Origin of the sequence: Pseudomonas sp. I8001 (genome assembly GCF_013385345.1) — a bacterium.
Classification (GTDB): Bacteria; Pseudomonadota; Gammaproteobacteria; order Pseudomonadales; family Pseudomonadaceae; genus Aquipseudomonas.
The window spans coordinates 25,549-39,323 of record NZ_JACAQC010000006.1 but is presented as its reverse complement, the minus strand read 5'-3'; the positions used below and the strand labels follow the sequence as shown (position 1 = coordinate 39,323).

At 62.0% G+C, this 13,775-nt stretch carries 13 protein-coding genes, 1 tRNA gene and 1 riboswitch; of the genes, 11 read left to right on the top strand and 3 right to left on the bottom strand.

The genetic code is table 11. From position 1 onward, the window contains the following. Positions 1 to 54: 54 nt before the first annotated feature. Positions 55 to 747, bottom strand: coding sequence for a uracil-DNA glycosylase (gene ung, locus HX839_RS03675; RefSeq protein ID WP_003212020.1), 693 nt, complete (start codon positions 745 to 747; stop codon positions 55 to 57). 135 nt (positions 748 to 882) lie between these two features. Between ung and HX839_RS03670 the strand changes: the two genes are divergently transcribed. Beyond that, positions 883 to 1,995 (top strand): enoyl-CoA hydratase/isomerase family protein, encoded by a 1,113-nt coding sequence (locus HX839_RS03670; RefSeq protein WP_177028564.1) that lies wholly within the window; start codon positions 883 to 885, stop codon positions 1,993 to 1,995. On the opposite strand, the gene HX839_RS03665 is transcribed toward HX839_RS03670, so the two are convergent. Together HX839_RS03665 and HX839_RS03660 are read right to left on the bottom strand one after the other, a co-directional pair. Continuing rightward, on the bottom strand, positions 1,989 to 2,438 hold the full coding sequence (locus HX839_RS03665; protein WP_177066746.1) for a DUF3757 domain-containing protein: 450 nt from the start codon (positions 2,436 to 2,438) through the stop codon (positions 1,989 to 1,991). The two genes, HX839_RS03670 and HX839_RS03665, sit on opposite strands and share 7 nt — an antisense overlap. A 160-nt stretch (positions 2,439 to 2,598) precedes the next feature. Next, positions 2,599 to 2,955, bottom strand: coding sequence for a hypothetical protein (locus tag HX839_RS03660; RefSeq protein WP_177066745.1), 357 nt, complete (start codon positions 2,953 to 2,955; stop codon positions 2,599 to 2,601). A 302-nt stretch (positions 2,956 to 3,257) separates the two neighbouring features. Beyond that, positions 3,258 to 3,358: riboswitch (guanidine-I (ykkC/yxkD leader) on the top strand. A gap of 61 nt (positions 3,359 to 3,419) precedes the next feature. On the opposite strand from HX839_RS03660, the gene HX839_RS03655 reads away from it, so the two are divergent. The 10 genes from HX839_RS03655 (at position 3,420) to HX839_RS03610 (ending at position 13,766) form a co-directional block, all read left to right on the top strand. After that, on the top strand, positions 3,420 to 4,487 hold the full coding sequence (locus HX839_RS03655) for a putative urea ABC transporter substrate-binding protein (RefSeq protein ID WP_008437831.1): 1,068 nt from the start codon (positions 3,420 to 3,422) through the stop codon (positions 4,485 to 4,487). A 12-nt stretch (positions 4,488 to 4,499) separates the two neighbouring features. After that, the gene (locus tag HX839_RS03650) at positions 4,500 to 5,315 is read left to right on the top strand and encodes an ABC transporter permease (RefSeq protein ID WP_003212030.1); all 816 of its coding nucleotides are present in this window, start codon (positions 4,500 to 4,502) and stop codon (positions 5,313 to 5,315) included. Next, a complete protein-coding gene (locus HX839_RS03645; protein WP_003212032.1) occupies positions 5,312 to 6,076 on the top strand; it encodes an ABC transporter ATP-binding protein in 765 nt (254 codons plus the stop codon). The genes HX839_RS03650 and HX839_RS03645 overlap by 4 nt, the downstream gene beginning before the upstream one ends. Further along, positions 6,073 to 6,798 carry an urea amidolyase associated protein UAAP1 gene (locus HX839_RS03640; RefSeq protein WP_177066744.1) on the top strand — a complete coding sequence of 242 codons (726 nt, stop codon included), beginning with the start codon at positions 6,073 to 6,075 and terminating at the stop codon, positions 6,796 to 6,798. The genes HX839_RS03645 and HX839_RS03640 overlap by 4 nt, the downstream gene beginning before the upstream one ends. A gap of 9 nt (positions 6,799 to 6,807) precedes the next feature. Further along, the gene (locus HX839_RS03635; protein ID WP_003212037.1) at positions 6,808 to 7,440 is read left to right on the top strand and encodes an urea amidolyase associated protein UAAP2; all 633 of its coding nucleotides are present in this window, start codon (positions 6,808 to 6,810) and stop codon (positions 7,438 to 7,440) included. 305 nt (positions 7,441 to 7,745) lie between these two features. After that, a complete protein-coding gene (gene uca / locus HX839_RS03630; RefSeq protein WP_177066743.1) occupies positions 7,746 to 11,387 on the top strand; it encodes an urea carboxylase in 3,642 nt (1,213 codons plus the stop codon). A gap of 73 nt (positions 11,388 to 11,460) precedes the next feature. Beyond that, positions 11,461 to 11,673, top strand: coding sequence for a cysteine-rich CWC family protein (locus tag HX839_RS03625; RefSeq protein ID WP_003212042.1), 213 nt, complete (start codon positions 11,461 to 11,463; stop codon positions 11,671 to 11,673). Then, complete coding sequence (locus tag HX839_RS03620; protein ID WP_177066742.1) at positions 11,673 to 12,365, top strand: pseudouridine synthase; 693 nt, start codon at positions 11,673 to 11,675, stop codon at positions 12,363 to 12,365. The genes HX839_RS03625 and HX839_RS03620 overlap by 1 nt, the downstream gene beginning before the upstream one ends. 305 nt (positions 12,366 to 12,670) lie before the next feature. Further along, on the top strand, positions 12,671 to 13,555 hold the full coding sequence (locus HX839_RS03615; RefSeq protein WP_177066741.1) for an alpha/beta fold hydrolase: 885 nt from the start codon (positions 12,671 to 12,673) through the stop codon (positions 13,553 to 13,555). A 137-nt stretch (positions 13,556 to 13,692) separates the two neighbouring features. Next, a tRNA-Gly gene (locus tag HX839_RS03610) sits at positions 13,693 to 13,766 on the top strand. Positions 13,767 to 13,775 lie beyond the last annotated feature (9 nt).

Sequence of the window (13,775 nt, the reverse complement as noted above, 5' to 3'; positions counted from 1 at the left end):
TCAATTGTAGGAGCTGTCGAGCTTTAGCGAGACAGCTCCTACATTGGAGCTATGTCAAACCGGCGGCAATCGCCACTCGATCGGCGTCTCGCCATTCTGCTCAAGAAACTTGTTGGTGCGGCTGAAATGCCCGCAGCCAATAAACCCTCTATAGGCCGACAACGGCGACGGATGCACCGACGTCAGCACCAGGTGCTTGGTAGCGTCGATCAGCTTCTGCTTGCCCTGCGCATGGGCGCCCCACAGCAAGAACACCAGGTGCGGCTGATGCTCGCTCACCACTTCAATAATCCGATCGGTAAAGAACTGCCAGCCCTTGCCCGCATGGGCGTTGGCATTCGCGCGCTCCACGGTCATGGTGGTGTTGATCATCAGCACGCCCTGGTCGGCCCAGCTTTGCAGGTAGCCGTGGTTGGGAATGTCGATGTTCAGGTCACGCTTGAGTTCTTTGTAGATATTGACCAGCGACGGCGGTGCCGGCACGCCCGGTTGCACCGAGAAGCACAAGCCGTGGGCCTGGCCCGGGCCGTGATACGGGTCCTGGCCGAGGATCACCACCTTGACCTTGTCCAGGGGCGTTGAGTTGAGTGCGTTGAAGATCATCGGGCCGGGTGGGTAGATCTCCTTGCCTGCCGCGTGCTCCTGGCGCAGGAATTCCCGCAACTGGGCCATGTACGGCTGGTCGAACTCGTCACGCAGGGCGTGTTTCCAGCTGGGTTCGAGTTTGATACGGTCGTCAGTGGTCATGGTTACGCTGTCTAGTCAAAAGAATGAGGCGAACCCTAGGAAAGCCGACCTTGCTTGTCAATTGATCTGACGCAGATACCGCACTTTCCTGCGAAGCGATCATACTGAACCTTCACTTTCTCGATTGAGGTCATGATGAACCTGCACTTCGAAGAGCTGATTGGCACCGGCGGCGCCCGCGTTGGCATCGCCAGCCTGGACGCGGAAAAATCCCTCAATGCCTTGTCGTTGCCGATGATCCTGGCCCTGAGCGAACGCCTGGACGCCTGGGCCAAAGACCCGCAAATCGTCTGCGTGCTGCTGCGCGGCAATGGCCCCAAGGCTTTTTGCGCCGGTGGCGAAGTGCGCAGCCTGGCCCAGGCCTGCCGTGAACATCCCGGCGAAGTACCGGCGCTGGCCGCGCAATTTTTCGCCGCGGAATACCGCCTCGACTACCGCCTGCACACCTACCCCAAACCGCTGATCTGCTGGGGCCACGGCTATGTGCTGGGCGGTGGCATGGGCTTGCTGCAAAGCGCCGCCGTGCGCATCGTCACGCCAAGCAGCCGCCTGGCCATGCCGGAAATCAGCATCGGCCTGTACCCGGACGTGGGCGCCAGTTGGTTCCTGTCTCGCCTGCCCGGCAAGTTGGGGTTGTTCCTCGGCCTGACCGGCGCCCATATGAATGGCCGCGACGCCCTGGACCTGGGCTTGGCTGACCGTTTCCTGCTGGATGAACAACAAGACGAACTGCTTGAAGGCCTGCTGCAACTGAACTGGCAGGAACAGACCGACATGCAGCTCAACAGCCTGCTCAAGGCCCTGGCCCAGGAAGCCACCGGCCAGTTGCCCGAAGCCCAATGGCTGCCGCGCCGTGGGCAGATCGACGAGTGGCTGGACGTGGGGGATGTGCGCTGTGCGTGGCGAGCCTTGAGCCAGTTACGCGATCACACCGACCCGCTGCTCCGCCGCGCAGGCAAGACCCTGAACGAAGGCTGCCCGCTGACCGCGCACCTGGTGTGGGAACAGATCCAGCGAGCGCGGCACCTGTCCCTGGCCCAGGTGTTCCAGATGGAATACACCTTGAGCCTGAACTGCTGCCGTCACCCGGAATTCAGCGAAGGTGTGCGGGCGCGGTTGATCGACAAGGACCAGCAGCCACACTGGCACTGGCCGGACATCAACTTGATCCCCGAGGCCGTGGTGCAGGCGCACTTCCACAAGGTCTGGGAAGGGCGGCATCCGCTGGCGGACCTGTCTGACTATTGAGCGCCCGTCGGCGCTTTTTTGCCCTCGAACGTGAAGGCACAATTATCGGGTTGGTGGTCGTCGCACTGGAAAATCTGTTGCCCGAAAGCATCGGTGCCCGGTACCCAATGCGTGGTATCTGCCAGCGACATTGAGCCCCCGGCTTGAGCCGTGCCGTACCTCAGGGTGACTGTCTTACCCCTCAGGGTTTTATAAATGCACTTTTCCAGATAGCCATGCTTGCGCTCGTCCTGCTCGCTTGGAGTAAAAAGCGCGCCGACAAAGGTTTCCACGAATTCCCCGCCGCTCATTGCCTGGCTTATCCATGGCGAGTCGCTGTCAGTTCCCTGAAAGTGACCGTCAACGTAGCGTACAACACTCGGGTAAGGACAGGATTGCGCTGCTGCCAACGTACTGACGCCAAGAAAAGCAAAAAATAACAGGTAGAGCGGGCTGACGTTCATGTCATGGGTTCCATCAGTCGATGCTGGAAGCGATACGCCAAACAGGCGACTGCTCCCAATTAACTACAGGCGTAACCCACAGGATAGCTGTCAAATATGACAGTACCGACCAACGGTAAACAAAAACGGCGCCTGAGCGCCGTTTTTCCAATTATTCCTATCAGCGATGACCGCCGCCACGGCCTCCACCCTGACCACCACCCTGGCCATGTCCGCCACCATTACCCCAGTGACTGTTGCCCCAACCCTGGTTTGGGTAAGGCCGATAACCCGCGCGCGGCCCCGCAGGATAATAGCGCGGCGCCGGCTGGTAATAACGCGGCGACGGGTAATAACGCTGCGGTGGCGGGTAGTAACCCTGGCGGTAATGGTAATACGGGCCGCCGCCGTAGTAATACGCCGGCGCGGGCGCCGTGTAGACCTCGGAACGGTAGTAGGCCTGGCCGCCACCGTAATAAGGCGCGCACGCAGAAAGGGTCAAGCCGAGCAAAGCGATGAGAAGCAGTCGACGATACATGGCGGCCTCCTGGACCGCGGAAGAGCACACCCAGCGACGCTGGGGGGCGGCAAACAGCTTTCACTGCCTGACGAAATATCTGACATCAAAAACGGAATCTGGTGCGATTTAGACATAGATTGATACATCTGCCGGTCGCCTCATTGCAGTGCAACCCCGCACCACCACAATGCATATTCCCTGCACGTTTCTCCCTCCTCCTGGCGCCAACCCACGCCATTACTGCACCCGTGCCACTTGGCACGACTCTCGCTTTACCTCTCCCGTGCAGGAGTCATCACAGGTTCGCGGCACCACAATTTGCAATGGCTGACTAGGGTTCCGGCTCGCTAAGGCGAGTGGCTGGTCCGAGAGTCGGCGACCTCCAGTTGAGGTTACACGGCGGGATAAAAGCCCGGGAGACAAGCCACCGTTCACGGTGCCGCGTTGCTCCTGCTCGCCCTTGATCAACTGGAGAAGCATCCATGCCCTCGATACGTTTACCCGCCCTGCTCGCCGCCGCCTTCGCCGCCGTGGTGAGTTTTTCCGCCCAAGCCGCCCCCAAAGACCATTTCAGCGTGTGCTGGACGATCTATGCCGGCTGGATGCCGTGGGAATACGCCGGCAGCCAAGGCATCCTCGACAAGTGGGCCAAGAAGTACGGCATCAAGATCGACATGGTGCAGCTCAATGACTACGTCGAATCCATCAACCAGTACACTGCCGGCCAGTTCGACGGCTGCACCATGACCAACATGGACGCCCTGACTATTCCCGCCGCCGGCGGCGTGGACAGCACCGCGCTGGTGGTCAGCGACTTCTCCAATGGCAACGATGGCGTGGTCATCAAAGGTGAAGGCAAGACCGTCGCCGACCTCAAGGGCATGAACGTCAACCTGGTGGAACTTTCCGTGTCCCACTATCTGCTGGCCCGCGCCCTGGAGTCGGCCAACCTCAGCGAAAAAGACCTGAAAGTGGTCAACACCTCCGACGCCGACATCGCCGCCGCCTTCAACACCGACCAGGTCAAGGCCGTCACCACCTGGAACCCGATGCTCTCGGAGATCAAGGCCAAGCCCGGTGTCACCGAAGTGTTCGACTCCAGCAAAGTGCCCGGCGAAATCATGGACATGATGGTGGTCAACACCCAGACCCTCAAGGACAACCCCAAGCTGGGCAAAGCGTTGACCGGCGCCTGGTTTGAAGTGGTGGCGCTGATGAACGCGAAAAACGCCGCCAGCACCGACGCCCTGGAGCACATGGCCAAGGCCTCCGGCACCGACCTCAAGGGCTTCCAGTCGCAACTGGACACCACCAAGCTGTTCGCCACGCCCAAGGAAGCCCTGGCCTTTGCCACCAGCGCGCAGTTGCCCGCCACCATGGACAAAGTCGCCGAGTTCTCGTTTAAACACGGCCTGCTGGGTGAAGGTGCCAAGGACACCAACGCCGTGGGCATGAGCTTCGCCAATGGCGTGACCCGCGGCGACACTGCCAACCTCAAGCTGCATTTCGACCCCAGCTACGTACAGATGGCCGCCGACGGCACGCTGTAAGAGGACGCGGCCATGCGCCTGATCAACCGTCACCCGGAACGCTCCAGTCGCCTGCTGTTGGTGCTGCTGCCCTTCGCCCTGCTGCTGTTCGCCTACTTCGTGGGCTCGGCCGAGCGCCTGGCAGACAACCCCAACGACAAGCTGCTGCCCAGCGCCGCACAAATGGGCGACGCAGTGAAACGCCTGGCCTTCAGCGCCGACACTCGCACCGGTGAATACGTGCTGTGGCAAGACAGCGCCTCAAGCCTGCGCCGCCTGGCGATCGGCCTGGGCATCAGCGCCCTCGCCGGCCTGTGCCTGGGCATTGCAGCCGGCACCTTGCCGCTGTTTGGCGCACCGTTGTCGCCGTTACTGACGGTGCTGTCGATGGTGCCGCCGCTGGCGATCCTGCCGATCCTGTTCATCGTGTTCGGGCTGGGGGAATTGTCGAAAGTGATGCTGATCGTGATCGGTATCACCCCGGCCCTGGCGCGGGACCTGGAACAGCGGGCACGGGAAATTCCCGTGGAGTTGCTGGTGAAGGCACAGACCCTCGGCGCCTCCACCTGGACCCTGATGCTGCGGGTGGTGCTGCCGCAATTGCTGCCACGCTTGCTGATCTCCCTGCGCCTGATGCTCGGCTCGGCGTGGCTGTTCCTGATTGCAGCCGAAGCCATCGCCTCCACCGACGGTTTGGGTTACCGGATCTTCCTGGTGCGCCGCTACCTGGCGATGGACGTGATCCTGCCCTACGTGGTGTGGATCACCCTGCTGGCCTGGCTGATGGACTGGGGCCTCAAGGCCCTGACGCGGCGCGCGTTCCCCTGGTACGAAGGAGCGCGGGCATGAGTTTTATCAGCGTCAACAATGTGTGGCAGCGCTATGGCGACCAGGTGGTATTGGAGCGCCTGAACCTGCACGTGGCCGAAGGCGAATTCTGCACCCTGGTCGGCACCTCCGGTTGCGGCAAATCGACCTTCCTGCGCCTGCTGCTGGGGCAGGAGACCGCCAGCCATGGCGAGATCCTGCTGGACGGTAAACCGCTCGCCGCCGAACCCGATGCCAGCCGTGGCGTGGTGTTCCAGCGCTACTCGGTGTTCCCGCATCTGACGGTGCTGGACAACGTTGCGCTGGGCCTTGAGTTGCCACGTTCAGCGTTGCTCGGCCGCCTGTTCGGCAGCGCGAAAAAACAGGCCCGGGAACAGGCCGCAGCCCTGCTGCATAAAGTCGGTTTGGGCCATGCCCTGGACAAGTACCCGGCGCAGCTTTCCGGCGGTATGCAGCAGCGGCTGGCCATCGCCCAGGCGCTGATCATGAAGCCCCGCGTGTTGCTGCTGGACGAACCCTTCGGCGCCCTCGACCCGGGCATTCGCAAAGACATGCACCTGCTGTTGCTGGAGCTGTGGCGCGAAACCAGGCTGACGGTGTTCATGGTCACCCACGACCTGAGTGAAGGCTTCAGCCTCGGCACCCGCTTGCTGGTATTCGACAAGGTGCGCCTCGACCCACACGCCCCCGGCGCCTACGGCGCCCGCATCACCTACGACATCCCTTTGAACAGCGAGCGCCGCAAGGCGATCGCCGCCGAACTTGGAGCCACTTCCAAATGACCGACTCAACTCAATTGTTCCCACCCTTCGCCGAGGAAATGCTCCCCGGCGGCGGCCACCGTTCCTTTGTGCTCAAGCGCGGCCAACTGCTGCGCCTCACCGACATTCGCGGCGGCGCCAACGTCAGTTTGACCCTGCTCAATGCCAATGAAAAAACCGAGCGCCTGAACCTGCCCGACAGCCTCAAATGCCAACACACCGCCAAGCTCACCAACGGCCATTGCCTGTACTCGGACATGGGCCGCGTGCTGGCTGCCATCACCGCCGACACCTGCGGCTGGAGTGACAGTATCGGCGGCGTGTCATGCGCCTCCGAGGTCGCGGAAAAATACGGCAAAGGCCGCTATCAAGAGCTGCGCAACGGCTTCTACCGCAACGGCACCGACAACCTGCTGGTGGAACTGGGCAAGTGGGGCCTGGGGCTGTCCGACCTGCTGATGACCCTCAACCTGTTCAGCAAAGTCACGGTAGATGAAGCTGGCAGCCTGCACTTTGCCCCCGGTCACTCCAAGGCCGGCGACTACATCGAACTCTACGCACCGATGGACACACTGGTGGTGCTCACCGCGCTGCAACATCCCATGGACCCCAACCCCGAATACGCGCCGCAGCCGCTGAAACTCAGCTGGATGAACGCCGACCCAAGCGTCGCCGAACACTGCCGAACCTCGCGCCCGGAAAACGAGCGCGGCTTTATCAACACCGACCGTCTGTTCGCCTGAGGACCTGCCATGTCTATCGCACTCGCCAAACAACCGGACGCGGCCGTGTACCGCGCGACCATTCCCGCCGGCGAACCCTGGCTGATGGAAGTCAAGGCCGGCCAGACCCTGCGCATCCTCGACCTTGAGGGCAACCAGGCGGTCGACACGCTGTTCTACAGCCTGAAAAACCCCAGGGAACGCTACGACGTGCAGCGCACCCTGCGTCGGCAAAACAGCGTGTACCTGAGCACCGGCAGCGTGCTGTATTCCAACCTCGGCCAGCCGATGCTGACCATCGTCGACGACACCTGCGGACGCCACGACACCCTTGGCGGCGCCTGCGCCCAAGAGAGCAACACCGTGCGCTACGCCCTGGAAAAACGCTACATGCACAGCTGCCGCGACAACTACCTGCGGGCCTGCGCCCACGATGGCCGGCTGGGTAAAAGCGACATCGGGCCGAACATCAATTTCTTCATGAACGTGCCGGTGACCGCCGATGGCGGGTTGACCTTCGAGGACGGGATTTCCGCCCCCGGCAAGTACGTCGACCTGCGGGCCGAGATGGACGTGATCGTGCTGATCTCCAACTGCCCGCAACTGAACAACCCGTGCAACGGCTACAACCCAACCCCTGCGGAGTTACTGGTATGGAACTGAAGATCAAGCGGTTGCGCCAGTGGTTGTTCGCCCTGTGCCAGGCCCGCGCCGGGCAGTGCCTGCGTAAACGCTGAAGATCAACTGTGGAAGATGACCTGTAGGAGCTGGCTTGCCTGCGATAGCGGTGGATCAGCCAACATATGGGGTGACTGATCCACCGCCATCGCGGGCAAGCCCGGCTCCCACAGTTGATCTCCATTGGTGTTGAAATTTGCGCTGCGGACGACCGCAGCGCCATCCACATTTGCGGGACGGCCCGCATCCCAGGACAAGGCCGAGCACTCATCGGCCTGCGGGGTTTTGCCATGTTCGAAAAACTGTTGATCGCCAACCGTGGCGCCATCGCCTGCCGCATCCTGCGCACTTTGCCTGAGCTTTCGGTCAAGGGCGTGGCGGTGTATTCCGAAGCCGATGCCGCGAGCCTGCATATCCAGCAAGCGGATGAGGCCTACAGCCTGGGCGAAGGCGCGGCGGCCGGCACCTATTTGTCGGTGGAGAAAATCCTCGCCACGGCCAAGGCCTGTGGCGCCACCGCGATTCATCCCGGCTATGGCTTTCTATCGGAAAACGCCGCCTTCGCCGAAGCCTGCGAAACAGCAGGCATCGCCTTCGTCGGCCCGACGCCGGAACAGCTGCGGGTATTCGGCCTCAAGCACACCGCGCGCGCGTTGGCCAGGCAGCACAACATCCCGCTGCTGGAAGGCACCGAGCTGCTTAACAGCCTCGACGCCGCACTACTGGCCGGGGAAACCGTGGGCTATCCGATCATGCTTAAAAGCACCGCCGGTGGTGGCGGGATCGGCATGCGCGTGTGCCACAGCGCCGATGAATTGCGCGACTGTTTCGAGGCGGTGAAGCGCCTGGGCCAGAACAATTTCAGCGATGCCGGTGTGTTTATCGAGAAGTACATCCAGCACGCCCGGCACCTGGAAGTGCAGGTGTTTGGTGATGGCTGCGGCGAGGTCATCGCCCTCGGCGTGCGCGACTGTTCGGTGCAGCGGCGCAACCAGAAAGTGCTTGAAGAAACCCCGGCGCCGAACCTGCCCGACGGCATGGCGGATGAGCTGTGCCGTGCCGCCATCACCCTGGCCAAGGCAGTGAATTACCGCAGCGCCGGCACCGTGGAATTTATCTTTGATAGCGCCGATGGCCGCTTCTATTTTCTGGAAGTGAACACCCGGTTGCAGGTGGAACATGGCGTCACCGAGCAAGTGTGGGGCGTGGACCTGGTGCGCTGGATGGTGCAATTGGCCGCCGGGGAAATGCCGCCATTGCGGGAACTGCAACTGAAGCCTCACGGCCACGCGATTCAGGCACGCCTGTACGCCGAAGATCCGGGCCGGGAGTTTCAGCCAAGCCCGGGGCTTTTGACGTATGTGGACTTCCCGGTCGCTGAAGGCCTGCGCATCGACACGTGGGTGGAGGCCGGTTGCGAGATTCCGCCCTACTTCGACCCGATGATCGCCAAGCTCATCACCTGGGCGCCGACCCGCGAACAGGCACGCCTGGATTTGCATCAAGCCCTGAGCAACAGCCAACTGTACGGCGTGGAAACCAACCGCGATTATCTGCGCCAGATTCTGCTCGCTACACCGTTCGCCAGTGGCCATCCGTGGACGCGCTGCCTTGAAGACTTGGTGTACCACGCCAACACGTTTGAAGTGCTCAGCGCCGGCACGCAAACCAGTGTGCAGGACTATCCGGGGCGCCTCGGTTACTGGGCCGTAGGCGTGCCGCCGTCGGGGCCGATGGACAGTCGCGCGCTGCGCCTGGGCAATCGCCTGCTGGGCAATGCCGACGGCACCGCTGCGCTGGAAATCACCATGAGCGGGCCGTTGCTGCGCTTCAATTGTGCGGCGGTGGTGGCGGTGACGGGTGCAGACATTGTGCTGCGCTTGAATGATGAAGCGGTACCGATGAACACCGCGTTGCTGATCCCGGCGGGCGCAACCTTGAGCCTGGGCACCATCGCCGGGGCCGGAGCTCGCAGCTACCTTTGCGTGCGCGGCGGGCTGCAGGTTCCGGATTATCTGGGAAGCAAAAGTACCTTCACCCTTGGCCAGTTTGGTGGGCATGGCGGGCGGGCTTTGCGGGCGGGTGATGTGTTGCACTTACTGCCGTTGGAGGATCTCAGTTGCGGCAATACGCTAGTGCCTGAACCGCTTGGCGAGGTGCGAACACTGCGGGTGATCTACGGCCCCCACGGCGCGCCGGAATACTTCAAGCCCGAGTACATCGAGACGTTCTTTGCCACCCAGTGGGAAGTGCATTTCAACTCCAGCCGCACGGGTGTGAGGTTGATCGGGCCGAAGCCTCTGTGGGCGCGTACGGATGGCGGTGAGGCGGGGTTGCATCCGTCGAATATTCACGACAATCCCTATGCGATCGGTGCGGTGGATTTTACCGGGGACATGCCGGTGATCCTCGGCCCCGACGGCCCGAGCCTGGGTGGGTTTGTATGCCCGGTGACAGTGATCGAGGCGGACTTGTGGCAGTTGGGCCAGCTCAAGGCGGGTGACAAAATCTGCTTCACCCCCGTCGACATCAAGACCGCCCGAAACCTCGCCTTGAACTGGGATCGTTCCCACGCTCTGCGTGGGAATGCCGCCTGGGACGCTCCGCGTCCCGCTGTCGACGCAATGACGCAGAGCGTCACAGGATGCATTCCCACGCAGAGCGTGGGAATGATCAGGTCGCCTGTTGTTCTGGACATCGGCCAGGCCGACACCCGCCTCGTCGCCCGCCTCGCCGGCGACACCCACCTGCTCCTGGAAATCGGCGCCCCGGAACTCGACCTGGTGCTGCGCTTTCGCGCCCACGCCCTGATGCAAGCCCTCGAAGCACAAGCCCTGCACGGCGTCATCGACCTGACACCCGGCATCCGCTCCCAGCAAATCCACTACCAGCCCGAACAACTTACCCTCGCCGACCTCCTGGCGCTGATCACCACCGAATGGCACGACGTCTGCGCCAGCCAAAACCTGCAGGTGCCGTCGCGCATCGTCCACCTGCCACTGTCCTGGGACGACCCGGCCTGCCAACTGGCGATCGAAAAATACATGACCACCGTGCGCAAGGATGCCCCGTGGTGCCCGAGCAACCTGGAGTTCATCCGCCGCATCAACGACCTGGCCAACCTCGACGAAGTGCGCCACACCGTGTTCGATGCCAGCTACCTGGTGATGGGCCTGGGCGACGTCTACCTCGGCGCGCCCGTGGCCACGCCGCTGGACCCGCGTCACCGCCTGGTCACCACCAAGTACAACCCGGCACGCACCTGGACCGCCGAAAACTCCGTGGGCATCGGTGGCGCCTACCTGTGCGTGTACGGCATGGAAGGCCCCGGCGGTTATCAGTTCGTCGGGCGTACCTTGCAGATGTGGAACCGCTACCGGGAAGTCGCCGCGTTCGATGGCAAACCGTGGTTGCTGCGCTTCTTCGACCAGATCCGCTTTTACCCGGTGAGCGCCGATGAGCTGGTGCAGATTCGCCGGGATTTCCCCCTTGGGCGGTTTGAACTGAGCATCGAACACAGCCAGTTGAACCTGACGGATTACCAGGCCTTTCTCGCGCAGGAAGCCGAAAGCATCGGCGCGTTTCGCGGGCAACAACAGCGCGCGTTCAACGCCGAACGCGAACGCTGGATCGTCAGCGGCCAGGCGCATTTCGACAGCGAGGAACTCGCCGCACCACAGGGCGCAGACACGCCCTTGCAGGCCAACGAATACAGCATCGACAGCCACATCGCCGGCAATCTCTGGCAAGTGCAGGTCAGCGCTGGCGAACGCGTGGCGGCGGGAGATGTGCTGGTGATCCTGGAGTCGATGAAAATGGAAATCCCGGTAGTCGCACCGTTCGCCGGCACCGTGCGGGAAATTCCGGTGCAGCCCGGCAGCGGCATTGGTGCAGGCCAACGGGTGGTGGTGCTGGAGCGTGATTTGCAATAACGCGGCGGGGCTGTATCGTGCAAGGCACACCGGGTTTCACCGGGACTTTGTCCGATACAGCCTGAACCGACCGATGACCACGCCAACCCTCTGCCCCGCCTGCGGCGCCCGCAACGATTGCGCCCTGGCCGACCCGCGCACTGCCGACCAGGCATGCTGGTGCTATTCCGTCAGCATCGACCCCGCAGTGCTCGAAGCCTTGCCGGCGGAACTGCGCAACAAAGCCTGCCTGTGCCCGCGTTGTGCCCAGGTGGACGAACAACTGCGCGGCAACGAGCGGTCGTAATGCGCGTAGATCGTTTCCTCAGCAACCTGCCGCGTTTCAACCGTAAACAGGTTCGCCTGTTGCTGGTGGAGCGGCGGATCAGCGTCGACGGCCAGGCCATCAGCGATCCGCACCACCCGGTAAGCGAGTTCAGCCGTGTGTTGCTGGATGGCGAAGTGCTGCAAGCCGGCAAACCCGCGCGTTACTTCATGCTGCACAAACCCCAGGGCTGCGTCAGCGCCACGTCCGACCCGCAACACCCCACGGTGCTCGACCTGCTGGATGAACCGGACAAGCACGAGCTGCACATCGCCGGTCGTCTGGATTTCAACACCACCGGCCTGATGCTGATTACCAACGACGGCCAGTGGTCGCGCCGCCTGACCCAGCCGCAAACCAAGTTGCCCAAGGTGTACTACGTCGAGACCGAGCAGGACATCGGCCCGCAATACACGGCCACTTTCGCCGCCGGCCTGTACTTCGCCTTTGAAGACCTCACCACCCAACCGGCGGAACTGGAACTATTGGGCCCCAGAACGGCGCGCCTGAGCATCATTGAAGGGCGTTATCACCAGGTGAAGCGCATGTTCGGGCACTTCGACAACAAAGTGATACGCCTGCACCGCGAACGCATGGGACCGCTGGAGTTGGACGCAGCCCTTGCGCCAGGCCATTACCGGGCGCTTACAGAGGCTGAAATCCAACAGGTCTGATGACCGTTCAGCCGATGATGGCAAAAACCCACGCCATCGACTGGCGAACTGGCATCCCTGATGCTTGAATCAACCCAGCCAGCCGCAATCTGACTGGCGAGTCACCCCTACCTACAAGAAACACTTTGCCCGTCCGCACGCTTGACCTGCGGGCCTCTCACGGCAAATTGCCCGCCATAACAACACCCGTCGGCCAGCCAGTACCGGATCGACATGGGCCCTCACTTCCAGGCGTATGCCTACCTGTCACAAAGCTCGTGCAGAGTGATCTGCGCGCATTACCCGCTTGCCAGGAGTCTTACGACATGAGGCCAGAAATCGCTGTGCTGGATATACAGGGTCAGTATCGGGTTTACACGGAGTTCTATCGCGCGGACGCAGCAGCCAAGACCATCATCCTGGTCAACGGCTCAATGGCCACCACTGCGTCTTTCGCCCAGACCGTGAAAAGCCTGCACCCGACGTTCAACGTGGTTTTGTATGACCAGCCCTACGCTGGCCGCTCCAAAATCCACAACCGCCACGAGCATATGCTGACGAAAGAAGTCGAGGGCCAGATCCTTCTGGAACTCATCGACCACTTCGCCGCCGAACACGTGCTGTCCTTTTCCTGGGGCGGCGCCGCGACCCTCGTCGCCCTCGCCCACCGCCCGCGCCGTGTGGAAAAGGCCGTGATCAGCTCGTTCTCCCCGGTGATCAACGCCCCGATGCGCGACTACCTGGAGCGCGGTGTCGACTACCTCGGCAACCTCGACCGCGACCGCGTGGGCCACCTGGTCAACAGCACCATCGGCAAACACCTGCCGTCGCTGTTCAAACGCTTCAATCACAAACACGTGAGCAGCCTGGCCGAGCACGAGTATGGGCAGATGCACTTTCACATCAGCCACGTGCTCAACAGCGACCGGCTGTGCTACCTCAAGGCCGCTAAGCAGATTGATATACCGGTGTTGTTCTTGAACGGCGAATGGGACGAGTACACCAGTGCCCAGGATGCCAAGCTGTTTGGGCAACATATTGCGAAAAGCACCTTCGGCACGATTCAGGCAACCGGGCACTTTCTGGATATGGAGCACAAGGCCGCGTGCCGGGATAGCCGGGAGGCGTTGATGGGCTTTTTGAGACCGGAGCAGCAGCCAAGCCGGTTGCGGTACCACGCGTCACAGCCACAGCATGCGTTTGCCGTATGAGCGGTGGGGTTGTGGGCGGGCCGGATTTCCCAGGGGGGCCGCCTGCCCACGATCGACCGTTGGCACGTAAAACACAGAATTTTCGAAGAAAAACTTCAAATCCGCGAGCACATCTGGTACAAAGTCAGCCGCTCTGAGCGGGTATAGTTTAGTGGTAGAACGAAAGCTTCCCAAGCTTTAGATGAGGGTTCGATTCCCTCTACCCGCTCCACTCAGATTT

Coding starts and splice junctions, on each gene's coding strand:
- HX839_RS03650 (WP_003212030.1), top strand. CDS start 4,500: ATGCGCCTGATCAACCGTCACCCGGAACGCTCCAGTCGCCTGCTGTTG.
- HX839_RS03620 (WP_177066742.1), top strand. CDS start 11,673: ATGCGCGTAGATCGTTTCCTCAGCAACCTGCCGCGTTTCAACCGTAAA.
- uca (WP_177066743.1), top strand. CDS start 7,746: ATGTTCGAAAAACTGTTGATCGCCAACCGTGGCGCCATCGCCTGCCGC.
- HX839_RS03615 (WP_177066741.1), top strand. CDS start 12,671: ATGAGGCCAGAAATCGCTGTGCTGGATATACAGGGTCAGTATCGGGTT.
- ung (WP_003212020.1), bottom strand. CDS start 747: ATGACCACTGACGACCGTATCAAACTCGAACCCAGCTGGAAACACGCC.
- HX839_RS03665 (WP_177066746.1), bottom strand. CDS start 2,438: ATGAACGTCAGCCCGCTCTACCTGTTATTTTTTGCTTTTCTTGGCGTC.
- HX839_RS03640 (WP_177066744.1), top strand. CDS start 6,073: ATGACCGACTCAACTCAATTGTTCCCACCCTTCGCCGAGGAAATGCTC.
- HX839_RS03660 (WP_177066745.1), bottom strand. CDS start 2,955: ATGTATCGTCGACTGCTTCTCATCGCTTTGCTCGGCTTGACCCTTTCT.
- HX839_RS03645 (WP_003212032.1), top strand. CDS start 5,312: ATGAGTTTTATCAGCGTCAACAATGTGTGGCAGCGCTATGGCGACCAG.
- HX839_RS03635 (WP_003212037.1), top strand. CDS start 6,808: ATGTCTATCGCACTCGCCAAACAACCGGACGCGGCCGTGTACCGCGCG.
- HX839_RS03625 (WP_003212042.1), top strand. CDS start 11,461: ATGACCACGCCAACCCTCTGCCCCGCCTGCGGCGCCCGCAACGATTGC.
- HX839_RS03670 (WP_177028564.1), top strand. CDS start 883: ATGAACCTGCACTTCGAAGAGCTGATTGGCACCGGCGGCGCCCGCGTT.
- HX839_RS03655 (WP_008437831.1), top strand. CDS start 3,420: ATGCCCTCGATACGTTTACCCGCCCTGCTCGCCGCCGCCTTCGCCGCC.